Below are 14,139 nucleotides of genomic sequence, written 5' to 3'. Positions count from 1 at the left end.
TGACGGCACCCGAAACCCTTCACCATTTGAGCCGTTGAACTAATCATGGCGGCCGCCCGAAAGCGGACACCCTGCAATTGGACCACGTGGCACACTGCGCCCAAAAGCGGAACAAAGGGCTTTGCCTGGGAAGGCGCTTCCGAAGCTAGACTTTCTGCGCAAGGGCACGCGCCTTACGGCCCGCCTGGCTTCAGACCCTGCGCGCGTGAGAAGCGGCGACCGGATCGCCGACGAGACAGACCTTCGGGATTGGCTCGGTGGCTTCACCAAGGTGGCTGTGTCGGAGGAGTCGGTGGGTCTTGGTGGGTATCGAAAGGTACTCATAATTCTCGTGTCTTCTACGGGCAAGATGACGAACCTAACGAAGATGGCGACGAAGACGAGCTGATTGAAAGCTGGACTCCTCGCTTTCGTCGGTAATGGCGAATTACGGCACATACATCCCCGCTTCCGTAAGGTGGTGCCTCCAGAGTTCGCCCAGGCGAATAGGAAGAGCGCTGATGGCCCGTGGGCCGTAGCCGCGCAGGTCACTCTTCTCGTGTACCTACTGCCACTTATCGCACGGACGTGTTCGCGCTGAAAGGTGGAACCGCTATGAAGCTGTTCCACTGGGACAGGCCGCGCTGTCGGCTGACATCGACCTCACCCATCTCCCGATTCGCGGCGGCAGTGCCCGGTCTTTTAAGGGAGTGGCGCACCCGACAGGATGAAACTGGGCACCGCTATGTAATCGCTGCCCCTATCGATTTTTGAGCTCACCTCTCGTTCAATCTGGCAGACCTGCTTTGCGATATCCGTCGACGAAATGGTCACACGTGACCTGATCTCGAAAGGGCTGTGAAGCGACCCAATGGCTGATTGTGAAATGTGGATTGCTCGCCATGAACAGCTCGCCTTCCTGATGGGCCTCGTCCGTTCGTCCCAGTTGTGCAAGGCTCGCTGCAAGCACGCGCCGCGAAATTGTTTGGTAGGTAGCCTCATTGCGTAGCGTGACGACTGCCGCCTTATACTGGCAAGCGGCGTACTGCGCGAACCCCAGATTCCAATAGTACCATTTGGGGGGATGTGGGTTCAGGCGGAGCGCCTTTTGGACCTGTTCAACCGCGGTGGCCGGCTTACCGCTCAACACCGAAAAGTCCGACATGTCCGCCCAGGCATCGGCGTAATTCGGGTCAATCTCGAGCGCGGTCGCGAACTCGGCATCCGACTCGGGCCAGCGCCGTTCATATGCCAGCAAGTGGCCAAGGACGAAGCGGCAGCCGGCCTCGTTCGGGTCGAGCTTCACCGCTTTTTCAGCTATGGCAACGGCCACAAGCCGGTTGGGTACTTCTGGCTCGCCCCACTGCGCCCAAGCCTGCCAGAGATCAAATGCCAGGAGCCGATGCGCCTCCGCATAATCCGGGTCGAGAGTGATCGCCCGCTGCAACAGAACGCGCGATTCGCGCGCCGCCGCCGGCGAAATCCCAATCAGCCCACGCCCGCGCACGCAAAGATCATAGGCTTCCATGCTGTTTGGCCGGCTACGGGGCGGCTGTGTCACCAGGCGGCCGATCAGAGCCTCGACGATCCTGGCCGTCACCTCGTCCTGCACAGCGAAAATATCTTCAAGATCGCGGTCAAAGCGGTCCGCCCAAAGATGATTTCCGCTGATGGCATCGATCAACTGAACGTTGATGCGCACACGACCGGCAGCGCGGCGGGCGCTGCCTTCCAGCAAATAGCGGACGCCAAGATCACGGGCAATCAGCCGGATATCGATCGACTTTCCCTTGTAGGCAAAGGTCGAATGGCGGGCGATCACGAACAGGCTGGCGTTCCGCGACAGATCGGTGATGAGATCTTCAGTCAACCCGTCTGTGAACACATCCTGTTCGGCGTCGCCGCTCATGTTGGTGAAAGGTAGTACGGCGATCGATGGTTCTGACGGCAGAGGCAACGGCTCAGGTTCGCCTTTCCGGTCGGCAATTGCCGAATGCCGCACCCTGTAGACGCGCACTGGCTCAGCTATGTTCTTCAACGACTTCTGGCCTAGGTCGTCAAAATCGGTCTCCACCTTCCGCTTGACTTGATCGTAAACGCTGCCCGATACGCAGATGTCTCCAGGTTCGCCCAATGCCTCCAGCCGAGCGGCAACGTTGACGCCGTCGCCATAGAGATCGCTACCATCTACGATGATATCACCGAGATTGATGCCGATGCGCAGGATTACCCGCCGGGAGTCCGGCAAACTATCGTTGGCCTCGGCCGTGCCATACTGGAGATCGACTGCGCACTGGACGGCATCGACCGCACTGGCGAACTCGACTAAAACGCCGTCACCCATGACCTTGACCAAGCGACCTCTATATCGCGCGATCAGGGGAGCCAGAATATCGCGCCGTCGGGCCTTCAGGACCTTGAGGGTTCCTTGCTCGTCCGCTTCCATGAGACGGCTGTAGCCGACCACGTCCGCGGCCAGAATGGCGGCAAGACGGCGCTGCACGCGTTCTTCGACCATTGAGGTAGGTGCCTCAGGAAATTCACTCGTACATATGGTATTGGGATCATCCGGAGATGTCCATCGCAGTGTCCCGGATCCCAGGTTTTGTAGTGGACCGTTGGAGATTGGCGCACCGGACCAGATTCCAACCGCACGTGATAGGTCGAAACGTGTTCAGCATGTTCGTTTTCCCTGCGTCGCTATCCAGAACCAGACGGTCTGCTGTGTGCCCCAACCCGGACCCTGGCGGTAAGAACGCTGATGTCCGCTTTTCGTGGTGGTGGCCTGGCAGCGGACGGTCCGCTCACGGCTCCAATTGAGACGCTCGGATCATACTGGCCAGCATCCGCTCCTACAACGCGAAGCCGGCAACATGCCGCCCGGTCCGGATGTCTCTATCCTACGCCTTGAAAGGATATGAACCGTCGACCTGTTCACTGCGCGTGAATAAAGCGGGAATGGGGAGCGTTTGCGAGCCGAAACTATAGGCTGATACTGTGAAACTCGGCGATCCGCGTAGCGAAGCGCCGAGCTCCTCTTTATTGAAATCAGACGGACTGAGCGACGGGTTTGCTGTGAATGGTCAAACCATGTGCCGCCCGGATTAAATCCGCCGCGCGCTCTCCGATGACAACGCACGGCGCCATCGTGTTGCCGGTAGTGATCCGCGGCATGATCGATGAGTCCGCGATGCGCAGGCCATCGATACCATAGACCTTGAGCTCATTATCGACCACCGACATGGTGTCGCGTCCCATCTTGGCGGTGCAAGATTGATGCCAATAGGTAACGGCCGAGCGCCGGATAAAATCGATCATGCCTGATCTGTCGCGCGGACCTGGAGCGGTTTCGCGACTCACCAACGGTTGGAAGCCATCGCTATTTCCGAGTTCGCGGCATAATTCCACTGCGGCCAACGCGGCTACCATGTCTTCCGGCTCACTAAGTGAGTTCGGTTCGATCAGGACGGGATCGTTTACATCGGGACCAGAGAGCCGCAGCCGACCGCGGCTTTTAGGCTGTGCAAGACCGTTGAACATCGTCCAGCCGTGCTCTGGGGTTTCGAGGCCTGTGTCTGGCGGCGAAGGAACCGCAAACTCTAATTGGCACTGGAGGATGTCTGGCTGGGACAGACGCGCGTCGCTTTTCCAGTAGATGTTCGCCTCGCAGCCACTACCGCCGATTGCTTCCGGTTTCCGGTAGGCCCAGGTGCAGCCGAATGCCAGATGATCCTGATGATTGCGACCAACGCCTGGCAAGTGTTGCACGACGGGGATCCCATGAGATTGCAGCTCGTCTTCCGGGCCGATACCGGACTGCATAAGGACCTTTGGTGTGTTGATCGCCCCCAGTGACAGCACCGTTTCGCAATGCGCCATGAACTTACGCGGCCGACCATCGACCAGAGCTTCCACCCCTCTTACCCGCTGACCATCGAAGACAAGACGCGTAACAAGCGCTTCGGTTATCACCGTCAGGTTCGGGCGCGACAGCAGCGGACGAACATAGGATTCAAACACGGTTTCCCGCTTGCCATCCCGGATGCGGAGTTCAGCGATCGATGCGCCTCCGGGGGCTTCCATCATCTCGCCGTTCGTTGAATCGAAGACCGGAACGCCCATGGCTGACGCCGCGTTTAATAGGGCCTCCGCCACTGGCTGTGGAGACCGAGGCTGCGACACATATGCTGGCCCACCTGCTCCGCGACGCGTCGGGTCGGGAGTGCCTTGCCAGTTTTCTATCCGACGATAGTAGCGGAGGATCGACTCATACCCCCACGCATCATCACTTGCCTCTGCGGCGAAGTGATTCCAATCTTCCTTATGTCCCCTCGCCCACACCATGACGTTGATGCTCGAACCGCCGCCAAGTCCTTTGCCCATGCTGAGAGGAAGTCGTCGGCCATCGAGACCAGGTGCCGGTTGTCCGACAAAGCCCCAGTCCCGGCTTGATCCGAGGTTGAGCGGCCACTGCGCAGGGTCCGTAACGGTCTCGGGTACATCATTTCCGCCGGCCTCTAGCAGCAGAACGCTCGCGTTTCCATCCTCTGCCAGTCGCGCTGCGACAACCGAGCCGCTGGACCCAGCACCACAGACGATGAAGTCGAAGACGTCACCGGCCGGCTTCTGTGGAAAGGACGGATTTGCCGGTAAGGGCATGTCATGGGGGTGCAGTTTCACGTGGTTATCTCCGTGAATGGATTTAATTAGAATTTACGAAGTGCTGAGACGCCGGCCGAGGAGGGATGCTTTAAATCTCGGTCAAGATCTGGCGTCCTACTAGGTTTCTCGCTTTGTCGCTGGGACGCGTGTTCGGTAGGCCCTGCTTAGCGTCATCGGGACCGTACGGACTGTCCCGATGACGCAAAGGCGATCATTGCTTTTTTGCCGACGCGGTCTTGGCGGCCTGATCGATGGTATCGGCGATGACCGCCGGCTGCGTCATGAACAGCGCGTGGCTTGCCGACACCTTGGTGATTTTGGCATTGATGCGCTCAGCCATGTGGATCAGCATGGCCTGATCGAAGGCCTTGTCCTCGGTGGCAATAACAGCCCAGCTGGGCTTAGTGCGCCAAGCTGCATTCTCGAGCTTCGTGGCGAACGCCGACATGTTGATCGGGACCTGTGCGTCCCTCATGAACGCAACATCGGCATCGCTTACATCATGAGCGAACCCAGCCTTAAACTTTGCCGGGCTGACATAGCCGAAACCATCCTTTGTCGTCTCGATGACGAACTCCGCTGCTGGAGCGAATCCTTCGTATTGCTGAGCCGATGTCTCGCCGACATCTGGGGAGAGAGCGGAGACATAGACGAGGCCCGCAACCTTCGGATAGATGCCAGCTTCCGTGATGACGGTTCCGCCCCAGGAATGTCCGACGAGAATGACAGGACCATCTTGCCGCTCAAGCGCACGTCTGGTGGCGGCAACATCGTCTGCAAGCGACGTCAGAGGGTTTTGCACGATGGTGACGCGATAACCGCGTTTCGTCAGATTGTCGTAAACGCCCTTCCAGCCGGAACCGTCCGCAAACGCGCCGTGAACCAGAACGACGTTTCTTACGGATTGATCTTTGGGAATGGTGTCGGCGGCATTCGCCGCTGGTAGCGCAACCGACATTGAGGCTGCAGCTGCGATTGCGGAAACGGTGGTGATGGACTTGCGTGTCATTGATCTCTCCTTTGGCTGTATGCGATAATTGTTATCGCGATATCTCTCAGCTTTCATATCTTGAGATGCGCGTCAACATGATTCTTATCGCGATATTGGTTTTCGTGATATTTTCGATTATATGAATGAGTACAGGAGTTCAAAATGACCCAACGCTATAACGATCCCCCGCCTCTGCCCGACCAACTTTGCTATGCGATCTACACCGCCGGCATTGCTATTCAGCGCGCATACAAGCCCTTTCTCGACGAACTTGGGCTGACATATCCCCAATATCTCGTCCTGAACGTCCTCTGGGCTCAAGACGAGCAGACCGTAGTTTCAATTGCCGACCGACTTGCTCTGGAATCCAGCACGCTCACCCCGCTTTTAAAGCGTCTTGAAACAGCCGGACACTTAAGTCGGACACGCAACCTGAACAACGAACGGCAGGTACTGGTTGGGCTGACAGACCAGGGTCGTGCCTTGCAGCACAGGGCAGGCTGCCTCAGCGATACCCTGCTTGCAGCCTCGACCCAAACACCACCGCAACTCGCTGCCTTGAACCGCGACGTGCGGTATCTTCGTGACGCGATTTACTCCCAGATCGGCGGGTGGGACGCACCCGCCTGACCTGCAATGGCGGTAGAGGGCCTAGATGCTCAAGCGGTCGGAACAGTCCCACCGTCGATCACATGCTCTGTTCCCGTAATCGACGTTGCTCGATCCGAGGCAAGGAACGCGATCAGATCAGCGACCTCCTCCGGCGCGGCCGGTCGTCCCAGCGGTATGCCGCCGAGCGAGTTCATGATGACCTGCACCGCGTCATCGTAGCTGATACCGGCTTGCTCAGCTATGCGCAGGGCCAGACCATTGGACCCCGGGCTTGCGATCCAGCCGGGAGAAACCCGCACCACCCGTACTCCCTTCGGAGAGACCTCTTTGGAGATGCTCTTGCTGTAGGTGTTGAGGGCCGCCTTGGCTGAAGCGTAGCCGGTCGTCGCCTCCGGTAGCGGAAGATTTCTCTGGATCGAGGTGACGTGGATGACGACACCACTTCCCTGAGCGACCATGCCAGGGATCAGAGCACGATCGAGCCTGACCGCCGGAAAGAAGTTGAGGTTGAACTCCTTGTCCCATTCCTCGTCGATGAGCGCAGCAAAGCCGCCTGATGGAGCTGACGAGCCGCCCAGTACGTTCACAAGAATATCGAGGCCGCCGAGCTCCCGATGCACCGCGTCAACGACGGTTTGTACCCCCGTCGTGGTGGTCAGGTCGGCTTCAACGAATGCCGCACCGGAGAAATCTGCCGGCTTGGTGCGTGCGGTGGTCAGCACACGGGCGCCAAGCTCCTTGAAGAGGGCCACGGTTGCGGCTCCGGCGCCCGAAGTGCCGCCGGTGATCAGGGCGCGACGCCCCTGCAAGGTGAGGAACGGGGTCATACGGTGATCTCCAGTTCGGCGACCTTGTCGCCCACGAGGACGAAGAAGAAGCGCAGATCGATCGGGCTGCCTGGGAACGTGCCGACCGCATGGGCCGTCACCTGGGTTTTCCCGTTTTCAGTGGCGATGAAGAAGGGCGCTACCGTGTAGCTGTATTCCTGCGAAGCCTCTGCCATCCACTTGCGAATGGCATCACGGCCCCTGTGGGTCTTGCCCTTATCCTTCACGATGCCGTTTTCGGTGAAGGTGGCAGCAATAGCGTCGGGGCTGCCGTCCCGGTCGGCGTCGAAATAGGCTTCGATGCCCTTGGGTAGTTTGATTGTCATTTTGGTCCTCCATCAATTTCCAGCCTTGCCGGCTAGGGGCCTCGCCCCCTTTGGAGGTCGACAAGGACAACCTAGGGCAAGATGGTTGACACGATAACTAGGATAAAGAAGGATGAGGAATTACGAAAAGAGGGATAATGACGCGATCTGTACTCGCCGACCTGGACGCCGTTTTAAGCATTGCTCGCCTCGGGTCGTTTCGGGCAGCCGCGCTCGAGCTTGGCATGTCCACGACAGCACTTAGCAATGCCATCGCAAAGCTTGAGCAGCGCCTGGGCGTTCGCCTGTTCAACCGTACGACGCGAAGTGTTTCGCTCACCGATGCGGGGAGGACCTTTGTCGAGCGGGTTGGGCCGGCGATCACGGACATCCACGATGCTATGCTTACGGTCCAATCGCTTCAGGAAACTCCGACAGGCACATTGCGCATCAATGCCTTCGCGACAGCAGCCCGGGAGGTGATCGAACCGCTCATCTTGTCGTTCATGCAGCGCTATCCTCAGGTGCATATCGATCTGGTCACGGAGGGACGGATCGTCGACATCGTTGCGGCGGGCTTCGACCTAGGCCTGAGGCCAGCCGATCTGGTGCCGAGCGACATGATCGCCGTCTCGCTTGGTTTGAAGCGCAGTAATGCCGTTGTCGCATCACCAGACTTCCTGCGCACTCATGGCAGTCCAACCGTACCAACCGACTTATATCGGTTTCGCTGCATCCGTGCGCGTCTGCCCAACAACGCCTTGTTTCGGTGGAAATTTGAAAAGGGCGGGAACGCTGTCCAGATCGATGTGCAGGGCTCAATAACCCTCGACGAGTCAAGCCTTGTCAGGATAGCGGCTCAAAATGGAGTTGGGCTCGGATACGTCATGGAGGCGGATGTGCGCGATGACATTGCGGCCGGTCGACTGGTGCGCGTTCTCGAGGATTGGACCCCTTCCTTGGCACCGCTCGCGCTGTATTACCCTGGCAGAAAGAACCCGCCGGCCGCCTTTAGTGCGTTCATTCAGGCTGCGCGCGAATTTGCGAATGGGCAATCGCCCGGTGCATAAATCAACGTCTCGTCGACGACCGCGCACGGACTCCAGGAACTCAGCGTTCGCAAGGTCCTGAACAACCTTCAACATATGGTTTTGCGAGACAGAGGACGTGTCCGATATCTCCCGGATCGAGCTAAGCCCCGATGGCCGTGATCCCAAATAGATCATCAATCGCATTGCGTAGTCGGTATATTTGGTGAGCCTCATCGGGGTGTCGTTCGCAAGACGGACAGGCTAAAGGCATGCCTGAAAATCGCGACGTCCCAGAGCAGTATCACATTGGCGAGACAACAGGTTGGTCTGTGAACCACCGTATCAATTCGTCGCTCCCCGGCTACCTTATGATAAGTTCGAAGACTTTCACCAACGACCTGAGCGACCTCCCCAGCGAAGCGTTATGCTCACTTGGCTTGCTGTTCGCAAAGGTCCAAGATGCATTGAAGCGTGTATTAACGGGTTTACATCGGCCGCTACGGGCATGCGCCGGAGTACCCCATCCATTTCCATGTCATCCCAATATACGGGTGGGTTGAGGAGCTATTCTGGAAGGATGACCGATACCGGCTACTAGAAACTTTCGCGGAAGGGCCGGGAGAGACCCCTACTGACGGAACGGAACTGACGCTATTCGTCTGGCGCGAGTTCTGCGAACGAGCTGCTCCCCCGCCGATCAAGGGGCCCTCTGTTGCCGAAGCTACTGAGCTCTTGCGTCGGACAATCCAATTTTCCTAGCAGTCATCCAACGCTCGACCAATTTCATTTCGCCCCCTACCGAAACCGACCCCGTGCTGCCTCCGATCGGAGCCACATTGCCATGTGGTCGGATACAAAATCGGCACTGCCGCCAAATGTGGGTTTTACTTCGTCACTTCAAACGGCAAAATGTCATATGCTAGTAAGCTTTAGCCGATAGGCGCGACCTAATTTTCCGCTAACGATTTCAGCGAAACGCCTACTTTGCCAAAGCGATTGCACAATCGAACCTCACCGGCTGCTCGAGCGATTTCGGATGAGCAATGGTCGACGGCGCGACGCATGGCGCGCGAGCTGGACAAGATCCTCGACCACTTCGGTCCACGACAGCCTGCCGTTGCTCGAGCGGCGGCCGAGCTGCGCCTGTCCACCCGCCAGGTTTACAATCTGCTCGGCCGGTATCGCGTCGAGTGGACGATCACGACGTTACTGCCCCGCACCACCCAAACCCGGCGCAAGCGGCTTGCGGGCGGGACCGAGGAAATCATCAGCACAACACTGCGCGAGCAATTCCGCCTACCACCTGAGATCACTCACCTCGCTTTTCGGGTGGGCTTAGCTAGTGATTCTTGATTAATTGCAGCCCATCGCGAAACGCTCTATTTTCCTGGCAGGGTGTCCTCGACGAGACGGAACGTCCTCGGCTTCGCAGCGCCGCCGGACCGCTTCGGTTTCCGCACCAATCCCAGGCGCAGTTCGACGACCCGATCCACGAGGAGACGAGCGATGGGCGCAACGACGCCGGACAACATCATGCAGCTCGGTATGGGGTTTTGGGCCTCCAAAGCCTTGCTCAGCGCCGTCGAGCTCGGCGTCTTCACCGAGCTCGCAGCCGGACCGGCCGACCTGCCGGACCTGCAGGCCAGGCTGAAACTGCATCCCCGCTCGGCCCGCGACTTCCTCGACACCCTGGTGGCCCTGAAGCTGCTCGAACGCGAGGATGGCCGCTATCGCAATGCCCCGGATACCGACCTCTTCCTCGACAAGGGGAAGCCGTCCTATATCGGCGGCATCCTCGAAATGGCCAATGCCCGGCTCTACGGTTTCTGGGGCTCGCTGACCGAAGCCCTGCACTCCGGAGAGCCGCAGAACGAAGCCAAGCACAGCGAGGACTTCTTCGCCGCGATCTATGCGGAGCCGGCACGGCTGCGCGGGTTCCTCGAAGCGATGAGCGGGATCAGCGCAGGTGCGGCGCAGGCGATCGCCGCCAGGTTCGACTGGTCGAAATATACGACCTTCGCCGATGTGGGCGCGGCGCAGGGCATGGTGCCGGTGGTGATTGCGCGAGCCCATCCGCATCTCCAGGCTATCGGCTTCGACCTGCCCGCCGTGCAGCCGATATTCGACGAGTTCATCGCCCGGCAGGGCCTCGCTGACCGCGTCCGCTTCCAAAGCGGCAACTTCTTCGACGGCCCGATGCCGAATGCGGATGTGATCGTGATGGGGCATATCCTGCATGACTGGGATCTAGCCGAAAAGAGGATGCTGCTGGAAAAGGCCTTCGCCGCGCTGCCCAAAGGCGGGGCCGTCATCGTCTACGACGCTGTCATCGACGACGAGCGCCGCAGCAACGCCTTCGGCCTGCTGATGAGCCTGAACATGCTGATCGAGACCCGTGGAGGTTTCGACTACACTGGCGCCGACTGCCAGGCCTGGATGCGCGACGCCGGTTTCGTGTCCACACGCGTCGAGCCGTTGCTGGGGCCGGACTCGATGGTGATCGGCTTCAAGCCCGACTGAGCGGAGAACGAGACCCGGGGCGCAAGATCGGTTGCCTTGCGCTGACACCGCAATCGCCACAAGGTCATCGGGCATGTGCGCAAGACCGAGACCGCGTCTCACCGCATCGAGACGCATTGCGATGTTGTTGAACACCATCTTCCCCTCGACCCCATCCTTTTCGAATTCCCACGCCAGGATATTGCCGTAGGTCGGCATGCGGATCTGGATGCAGTTGTGGGCCGTGAGGTTCTCCGGGACTTCCGGCCAAGGGTGCTGGCGGAAAGAGGACGGAGCGTCGACGACAGCCATGCGCATCTCGCGTCCGATCTTGACCGCGATCATGTCCTTGGCGAGTTGCTCGCCGAGTCGGCCCCCGCATCGTAGCGCTCGGCAACGATGCCGGTCAGGCCGTAGTCGACGGTGATCTCGACGTTACATCGGGATTGTCGGGCAGAAACTTCTCGAGAGCAGGTGTAAGGACCGAGATCGCGGCGTGCTCGCCCGTCGTGATCCTGACCGTCCCCGCGGGCTTGTCACGCATCTCGCTGAGCGCCGCAAGCTCCGCCTGGATTTCCTCAAAGCGCGGACCCGCCGTCTGGAGAAGACGTTCGCCCGCAACCGTCGGCGATACGCGGCGCGTCGTTCGCGTCAGCAGACGCAGGCCAAGCGCGTTCCTCAAGCCCCCGGACTGTCTGGCTGAGCGCGGACTGCGAAACTCCGAGCTTCACTGCCGCCCGCGTAAAGCTTTCCTCGCGCGCGACCGCTACGAAAGCGACCAGATCGTTGAAGTTCTCCTGCGGCACTCCGGAGGGCTGATGGCTGTGCCCGTTCGAAAACCTGCCTTGTTGCCTCCACGATCAAGCCGCCACCTTGTGGCGGCCGAAAATGGTTGCAACATAAAACATCATTGATATGATGTTTTATGTTGCATATGGAGAGGAGACGGACATGCAAGTGGCCCCAAAGCCGGTGCGCGCCCAAGGCAGAACACAGCAAGAGCGGCGCGAGAAAACCAGGGCGGATCTGCTCGAGGGGATGATGTCGGCGCTGATCGAGCTTGGCTATGCACGCACGACAACCGGCGAGATCACACGCAGAGCCGGTCTGACTTCTGGTGCACTACAACATCATTTTCCGTCTCGGGAAGACCTCATTCTTGCACTCGTCGATTATCAGTTCGAGGCAGTCCGCGCGCAGCTCGAGATATTCGCGAATGACAACAACGCCGAGTCTGATTGGAAGACTTTCATTGAGTTGCTGCGCGACATTTATGCCGGTCGTCGCTATATGGCGATATGGGAAATTGTGATGGGAACGCGCGCGGACGTGCATCTCCATGCATTACTCATGCAGCACAGGATCCAGTCGCAGGCGACCCTCGAGAGGCTTTGGAGCACGGTCTTCAAGGCTCTGATTCCAGATAAACGCAGGCGCTCCGACCTCATGCATTTCACGCTTTCCACCCTGCGCGGAAGTGTATTTTACAACGTAATCGCGCCAGATGCTCAGTTCCTAGAACGGCAAAAAGAAATGCTTTTTTCCGTTCTGGAAGCAGAGATGTGTGACCGGGAAGGAACCGTCTCCGTAAGCCCGATCATGATCCATCCATAGCCTCATTCACACCCATTTCTGAAAGGAGGGAATTGCGCATGCGTTTAAATAAATCCGGTTTGCGTATCGCCGTCACTTGCTTCGCTTTGGCGATCGGTGGGGTTGGCGCCGTCAACACAGCTCAATCGCAGGCATTGGCTACATCCAAACCGCCATTGGCAACCGGGATAACCGATAGCGGTGCTGCGGAAGCGCAAGTCACCGACGCTATTCGCGACGGTGATATCCTTACGATCAAGATTCGTTTTGCCCCGATCGTGCCGGATAAGATGGAATCTATCTACGCCCAAATTTCCGATCAAGACTATGAGAACAACTTCTATGTCCTTGCGGGTGACAAGAAATATCTCCTACTGAGAGATAGCCAGGATACACCGCTGGCAAGCCCGCAGCTTTCCATTCGAAACACAAAGGATTCCCCGGTGTCCGGGACCTGGTACGGACGGTTTCCTGCGCCGCCGAAAGACATTACGGAAGTATCTTTGACTATTCGCGGTGTAGAGACGATCGATGCAATTCCTATTGCGGACAAACAGCAATGAGCAGGTTTGTGACAATAGTCGGCCTTGCGATCATTGTGTCGGTCGGACACGTGAACGCTCATGCGTCGAATTACCAGCGTGAAGTCAGAGGCCTCAAGGCGACCGTCCTGAGCTTGAAGGGCCTCGGGTCCGAAACAAAGGGCTCGGTTTCAGCACTGTTGGCCAGAGTCGATAGCCTCGTCTCCAACCGCAACGGCCTGACGGCACGACGGGAAGGCAAGGCCATCAGGGTTTCGATGTTGGGTGACGTGCTATTCGATTTTGACGCGACAGATATAAGACCCGCCGCCGAGCCGACATTGCAGGAGATCGCGCGCCTCATCGCTTCCACGCCGGGCGGCAGAACCTTAGTCGAGGGGCATACGGATTCCAAAGGGACAGTCGCCTACAACCAGGTTCTCTCCGAGCGTAGGGCCAAAGCGGTAGCAGCGTGGCTGGAGGCCCACGGTGTCGGCAAGACAAGGCTGGCGGTCGCCGGCGTGGGAGCCGACCATCCCGTTGCACCCAACGAGGATGGAGATGGGCTGGACAATCCGGAAGGACGCGCATTGAACCGACGCGTCGAGTTCGTGTTTCAGGACATCAAATGATGTCATGACGACCATCACTGGCCACGTCGCGGTGAAAACTTGTAGGATCCGCCGCGATCAACGCAACCTCATCCAGCTTGCTCGCCATCTCAACGACCAGCCGAGAAAGTGCCTCAACTACAGAACGCCGGCCGAAGTGTTTCGGGCACATTTGCAAGAGGGAGGCTGAACCCCTACCCTGAAAACCGGCATGTTGCACTTCAGTTAGGATCTCCCATACGTGAACATCACAGCAACAAGCCCCTAAGGCGACGTCCACGCTTAAGTCTGTGAACAGCATTGCGCCCCATTTCCGCCGTTGGGTCGAGTTCTCACACTTCCTGAAAGGAGACGGTCTGCTACTCCAAAATCCATCGTTTCCACTAGGTTAAGTTCCCACTTTGCCTAGGATGGTCTGTCAGAGAGCGAAACATTGATTTGACGGGTCGTCGGTCCAGATTCTTTCAAGGCTCTAGAGAGCCAATCGTTGACTGGGCGGAGCTAGGTG

12 protein-coding genes and 4 pseudogenes are annotated in these 14,139 nt (G+C 58.5%); 9 read left to right on the top strand and 7 right to left on the bottom strand.

What is annotated here, in order from left to right; all coding sequences use genetic code 11:
* Positions 1-766 precede the first annotated feature (766 nt).
* The 3 genes from ACN9MO_RS33780 to ACN9MO_RS33770 all read right to left on the bottom strand — a co-directional run bounded on the left by ACN9MO_RS33780 (position 767) and on the right by ACN9MO_RS33770 (position 5,650).
* The gene (locus ACN9MO_RS33780) at positions 767-2,497 is read right to left on the bottom strand and encodes an adenylate/guanylate cyclase domain-containing protein (RefSeq protein WP_057248431.1); all 1,731 of its coding nucleotides are present in this window, start codon (positions 2,495-2,497) and stop codon (positions 767-769) included.
* A gap of 530 nt (positions 2,498-3,027) precedes the next feature.
* Positions 3,028-4,638, bottom strand: coding sequence for a GMC family oxidoreductase (locus tag ACN9MO_RS33775; RefSeq protein WP_425989391.1), 1,611 nt, complete (start codon positions 4,636-4,638; stop codon positions 3,028-3,030).
* 214 nt (positions 4,639-4,852) lie between these two features.
* Positions 4,853-5,650 (bottom strand): alpha/beta fold hydrolase, encoded by a 798-nt coding sequence (locus tag ACN9MO_RS33770; protein WP_057248433.1) that lies wholly within the window; start codon positions 5,648-5,650, stop codon positions 4,853-4,855.
* A 144-nt stretch (positions 5,651-5,794) separates the two neighbouring features.
* On the opposite strand from ACN9MO_RS33770, the gene ACN9MO_RS33765 reads away from it, so the two are divergent.
* A complete protein-coding gene (locus ACN9MO_RS33765) occupies positions 5,795-6,262 on the top strand; it encodes a MarR family winged helix-turn-helix transcriptional regulator (protein WP_057248434.1) in 468 nt (155 codons plus the stop codon).
* A gap of 29 nt (positions 6,263-6,291) precedes the next feature.
* Here the strand turns inward: ACN9MO_RS33765 and ACN9MO_RS33760 are convergent, their stop codons facing one another.
* Complete coding sequence (locus ACN9MO_RS33760; protein ID WP_057248435.1) at positions 6,292-7,071, bottom strand: SDR family oxidoreductase; 780 nt, start codon at positions 7,069-7,071, stop codon at positions 6,292-6,294.
* Positions 7,068-7,397, bottom strand: coding sequence for a nuclear transport factor 2 family protein (locus tag ACN9MO_RS33755; RefSeq protein ID WP_112997101.1), 330 nt, complete (start codon positions 7,395-7,397; stop codon positions 7,068-7,070). The genes ACN9MO_RS33760 and ACN9MO_RS33755 overlap by 4 nt, the downstream gene beginning before the upstream one ends.
* 137 nt (positions 7,398-7,534) lie before the next feature.
* Here ACN9MO_RS33755 and ACN9MO_RS33750 point away from each other — a divergent pair, with 137 nt between their 5' ends.
* A complete protein-coding gene (locus ACN9MO_RS33750) occupies positions 7,535-8,446 on the top strand; it encodes a LysR family transcriptional regulator (RefSeq protein ID WP_425988785.1) in 912 nt (303 codons plus the stop codon).
* Positions 8,447-8,470: 24 nt separating this feature from the next.
* Here the strand turns inward: ACN9MO_RS33750 and ACN9MO_RS33745 are convergent.
* Positions 8,471-8,641 (bottom strand): annotated as a pseudogene (locus tag ACN9MO_RS33745) (Rrf2 family transcriptional regulator); the annotation flags it as partial.
* A 35-nt stretch (positions 8,642-8,676) separates the two neighbouring features.
* Between ACN9MO_RS33745 and ACN9MO_RS33740 the strand changes: the two are divergent.
* The 3 genes and pseudogenes from ACN9MO_RS33740 (at position 8,677) to ACN9MO_RS33730 (ending at position 10,927) form a co-directional block, all read left to right on the top strand.
* Positions 8,677-9,166, top strand: a pseudogene (locus ACN9MO_RS33740) (HIT family protein).
* Positions 9,167-9,469: 303 nt separating this feature from the next.
* Positions 9,470-9,760, top strand: a complete 291-nt coding sequence (locus ACN9MO_RS33735; RefSeq protein ID WP_425988782.1) for a hypothetical protein — start codon at positions 9,470-9,472, stop codon at positions 9,758-9,760.
* A gap of 153 nt (positions 9,761-9,913) precedes the next feature.
* Positions 9,914-10,927 carry a methyltransferase gene (locus ACN9MO_RS33730; RefSeq protein ID WP_113737996.1) on the top strand — a complete coding sequence of 338 codons (1,014 nt, stop codon included), beginning with the start codon at positions 9,914-9,916 and terminating at the stop codon, positions 10,925-10,927.
* A gap of 57 nt (positions 10,928-10,984) precedes the next feature.
* Here the strand turns inward: ACN9MO_RS33730 and ACN9MO_RS33725 are convergent.
* Positions 10,985-11,712: pseudogene (locus ACN9MO_RS33725) on the bottom strand (LysR family transcriptional regulator); the annotation flags it as partial.
* A 145-nt stretch (positions 11,713-11,857) separates the two neighbouring features.
* Between ACN9MO_RS33725 and ACN9MO_RS33720 the strand changes: the two are divergent.
* The 4 genes and pseudogenes from ACN9MO_RS33720 to ACN9MO_RS33705 form a co-directional block, all read left to right on the top strand.
* A complete protein-coding gene (locus ACN9MO_RS33720; protein ID WP_162261273.1) occupies positions 11,858-12,520 on the top strand; it encodes a TetR/AcrR family transcriptional regulator in 663 nt (220 codons plus the stop codon).
* 38 nt (positions 12,521-12,558) lie between these two features.
* Positions 12,559-13,062 (top strand): hypothetical protein, encoded by a 504-nt coding sequence (locus ACN9MO_RS33715; RefSeq protein WP_244495529.1) that lies wholly within the window; start codon positions 12,559-12,561, stop codon positions 13,060-13,062.
* Positions 13,059-13,652, top strand: a complete 594-nt coding sequence (locus ACN9MO_RS33710; RefSeq protein ID WP_057248441.1) for an OmpA family protein — start codon at positions 13,059-13,061, stop codon at positions 13,650-13,652. Before ACN9MO_RS33715 ends, ACN9MO_RS33710 begins: the two co-directional genes overlap by 4 nt.
* 58 nt (positions 13,653-13,710) lie before the next feature.
* Positions 13,711-13,821: pseudogene (locus tag ACN9MO_RS33705) on the top strand (IS30 family transposase); the annotation flags it as partial.
* Between the last annotated feature and the right edge of the window lie 318 nt (positions 13,822-14,139).

This window comes from Ensifer sp. R-19 (assembly GCF_049905105.1).
In the GTDB taxonomy this organism is placed as follows: domain Bacteria; phylum Pseudomonadota; class Alphaproteobacteria; order Rhizobiales; family Rhizobiaceae; genus Ensifer.
This window is presented reverse-complemented; position numbering and strand designations above follow the sequence as displayed.